Origin of the sequence: Nostoc flagelliforme FACHB-838 (assembly GCF_014698065.1) — a bacterium.
GTDB classification, from domain to species: Bacteria; Cyanobacteriota; Cyanobacteriia; order Cyanobacteriales; family Nostocaceae; genus Nostoc; species Nostoc flagelliforme_B.
On record NZ_JACJSI010000502.1, the window covers coordinates 1 to 3,716 of the forward strand.

The window sequence follows — 3,716 nt, forward strand, 5'->3', positions numbered from 1 at the left end:
GGTAACACCTTTAACATTACTGGAGGAACTCAAGCTGGCGGCAATTTATTTCACAGTTTCAGTGAGTTTTCTGTGAATACTGGTGGTACTGCTTCTTTTAATAATGCTCTAAATATTCAAAATATTATTAGCCGAGTTACAGGTGGTTCTGCTTCTAGTATTGATGGGATAATCAGTACTAAGGGTGCAGCTAACCTGTTTTTAATAAATCCCAACGGGATTATTTTTGGTCAAAATGCTCAATTAAGTATTGGTGGTTCTTTTGTAGGGACTACAGCTAATGCGATCTCTTTTGGAAATCAAGGTTTTTTCAGCTCCTCCAATCCAGAAAGTTCTCCATCCCTGCTAACGGTCAATCCTTCCGCTTTACTCTTTAATCAAATTAAAACTGCATCTATCCAAAATAACTCAGTCGCTCCCTCCGGTTTAAATCTATCTTCCGAGTTTATAGCAACAGGTTTACGTGTACCAGATGGTAAGAGTTTGCTTTTGGTAGGCGGCGATATCAATATGGATGGTGGAGGTTTGTATGCTTTTGGTGGGCAAGTTGAGTTAGGTGGATCTTCTGGTGCGGGAACAATCGGGTTAAATTTATATGGTAATATTTTAAGTTTAAGTTTTCCCGATAATGTAGAAAGAAGCGATGTTTTACTGAGCAATGGTGCTGGAGTCAATGTGATTAGTGGTGGTGATGGTGGTAGTATCACAGTTCATGCCCAGAATTTAGAGATGACAGGAGGGAGTGAACTATTAGCAGGAATAGATACTAGGTTGGGTTCTGATAATAGTAAAGCGGGAAATATTGAGGTGAATGCAACAGGAGTAATTAATGTTAAAAAAGGCAGTTTTATTGGTAATGATGTGTTAGTAGGAGCAAGGGGACAGGCAGGCAACATTAATATTAATGCTGATATTTTACTCATACAAGATGGGACGCAGGTAAGTACTAGTACATTTGGTGCGGGCAAGGGAGGAAATTTAAACGTTGATGCCCAAGATGTGCAAATTATTGGGAGAAGTGCTGATGGTCAGTTTGGCAGTGGCTTGTTTGCTAACGCAGGGGGTAACTCAACAGGGGATGCGGGCGATTTGACTATTAAAACTAATACTCTGCTAATCAAAGATGGGGCGCAGGTAAGTGCTAGTACATTTAGTGTGGGCAAGGGAGGGAATTTAAGCGTTGATGCCCAAGATGTGCAAATCATTGGGACAAGCGCTAATGGTCGGTTTAGCAGTGGCTTGTTTGCTGACGCACGGCCCAACTCAACAGGGGAGGTAGGCGATTTGACTATTAAAACTAATACTTTGCTAGTACGAGATGGGGCGCAGATAGGTGCTGGTACATTTGGTGCAGGCAAGGGAGGGAATTTAAGCGTTGATGCCCAAGATGTGCAAATTATTGGGACAAGCGCTAATGGTCAGTTTAGCAGTGGCTTGTTTGCTTCAGCAGAGGGCAACTTAACAGGGGATGCGGGTGATTTGACTATTGAAACTAATACTTTGCTAATTAAAGATGGGGCGGCGGTAAGTGCTGGTACATTTGGTGCGGGCAAGGGAGGAAATTTAAGCGTTGATGCCCAAGATGTGCAAATTATTGGGAGAAGTGCTGATGGTGAGTATCCCAGCGCTTTGTCTGCTTCTGCACAGCGCAACTCAACAGGGGATGCGGGTGATTTGACTATTAAAACTAATACTTTGCTAATCAAAGATGGGGCTGGAATAACTGTGCAGAGTTTGGGAACCGGAACCGCAGGCAACATGAGATTAAATGCCTCCTCTATCCGTTTAGACAACAATGCCTTACTTAGCGGTACCACACAAAGTGCTAAAGTTGACCCGAATAGGGAACAAGTTACAATTAGCATTAACTCAAAAATTTTGACAATAACCCGCAATAGCAACATCAGAACCAACGCAACTGGAGAAAACGTTATCGGTGGCAATATCAATATTGACACCGATTTCCTGATTGCGTTTAAAAATAGCGACATCAGCGCCAATTCGACAAACTTCCGTGGCGGAAACGTGCGGATTAATGCCCAAGGTATCTTTGGTACACAGTTTCGAGATGTGGCATCTGATAGCACAAGTGACATCACTGCTACAGGAGCAAGTCCTGAATTCAACGGTTCTGTAGAACTCAACACACCTGACGTTAACCCCAACAGTGGCTTAGTTGAGTTACCTACAATCGGTGTCGAAACTGAAGTAGCTCAAGTCTGCGATAGCCCAGGTTCTGCTCAAAGCAGCTTTATTATCACCGGACGCGGCGGTTTACCTCCCAATCCCACTAAGGATATTTTACCCGCCAATACAGTAGAAGTAGGTTGGATATCGCCCAAACCAAGCAGTGATGCCAACTCTGGGAGACGCTACGCGAACGACGGGCTACGCCTACGCAGTAATCCGCCTGTTACTAGGGCAGTAACAACAACACCAGAACGTATTGTAGAAGCAAGTGGATGGGCACTAAACGAAAAAGGAGAGGTAGTACTTACAGCGAATGTACCTGCTGGGGGTCGTGATTCCTGGCAAAAAGATGTACCTTGCAGCGTTTCTCAGGCGGCTCATCAGTAAATGCGCGTCAAGATTGCTTAAATGCTGAAGAATGGAGGAATATGTCTTGTAATAATTGTGCATATCAAAGCCAATTGCCTACTAGAACATAAGGTGTCCAGAAATAAGGGCTTTTTCTTTAGCAAATACAGTTAATTGAGCGCGTTGAACTTACCCAACCAAGCCTTTCCGGTTTTTTGCTGGCAAAGAGCGAGGAATGCAGTGTTGAGCCGAAAGACTGTCATAGAGGTGCTTGTTCCCTCGCACCCGTCGCAGAAAATGAAAACTCTTTAAGTTCTGCGATCGCTAATCAAACTCAGGGGCAGGTAGAACAGGGAAATTCAGCTTCGTTGCCGGAAGAAAACCAAGTCTCTGGTGTTGAAGTGAAAGCCGATCAAGAGGGTGAAGTTTCCGCCGTGCTTGTCCCCAATCCCGAAAAATGGTCGCATGAGGCGATAGTTGCAAGGGCGAATCTGCGGCCGGAGCGTATGCAGAAACTTAAAGTTGCGGCGAATTCAGGGGAGAATCCGGGGTTTGAATTTTTGCAAGAGTGCTGGAATGATGATCCGGCTTTGCAGATTGTGATCAAGAAATTGCTGGCGAAGTTTCTGCAGTGGGGAGTTGCGATTGTGGATGGGGTGTTGGTGAAGTGAAATCAGTAGTGATCGCAGAACTTTTTGGTTTGCTGAACTTGAATAACTCAACCGCATTTCTTTGCTTTCTAGCTAAAAGTGATTAGTTTACCGAAAAAGATTAGGTAACAAATAGGTCGCCCCAGTATATAAAAGGTAAAAGGCAAAACCGAAAAACAAGGTATTTAAAACGGTGGCTACATAGCCTAAGCACATTAATATACCATCAGATTCAATAGTTGCAACTGCCAAGAGTAACATTCCCACAGCAGGAATAGGATTGGTAGCAGGAGGATATGGCGACATTAGTAATATTGCCAACCAGGTGAGACATATCCCATTGAACCGCCAAGTTAATGGATTTTCGGCAACCTTCTGAAAACGCGGACGGGAGATTTTTTCTAAGACTTTGGTCACACGTTGTAAATTTTTCAACAGTGTTTGAGCAAACCAATTAGGGAATTTAAGGCTGGCAATTTTTTTTGGCAGCCACGGTGTACGCCTCCCCAAAGCCATCTGTCCTGACAT

The 3,716-nt window shown here is 43.9% G+C and carries 3 protein-coding genes; 2 read left to right on the forward strand and 1 reads right to left on the reverse strand.

Annotated elements, in window-relative coordinates:
* Together H6G97_RS47445 and H6G97_RS54270 are read left to right on the forward strand one after the other, a co-directional pair.
* On the forward strand, positions 1-2,577 hold a 2,577-nt coding region (locus H6G97_RS47445), incomplete at its 5' end, for a two-partner secretion domain-containing protein (protein WP_190947296.1).
* A 176-nt stretch (positions 2,578-2,753) separates the two neighbouring features.
* Positions 2,754-3,209: a hypothetical protein gene (locus H6G97_RS54270; RefSeq protein WP_242056118.1), complete on the forward strand. Its 456-nt coding sequence runs from the start codon at positions 2,754-2,756 to the stop codon at positions 3,207-3,209.
* Positions 3,210-3,296: 87 nt separating this feature from the next.
* Here H6G97_RS54270 and H6G97_RS47455 read toward each other — a convergent pair.
* Positions 3,297-3,716, reverse strand: a 420-nt coding sequence (locus H6G97_RS47455; RefSeq protein ID WP_190947297.1) for an exopolysaccharide biosynthesis protein, incomplete at its 5' end; no start/stop codon positions are given.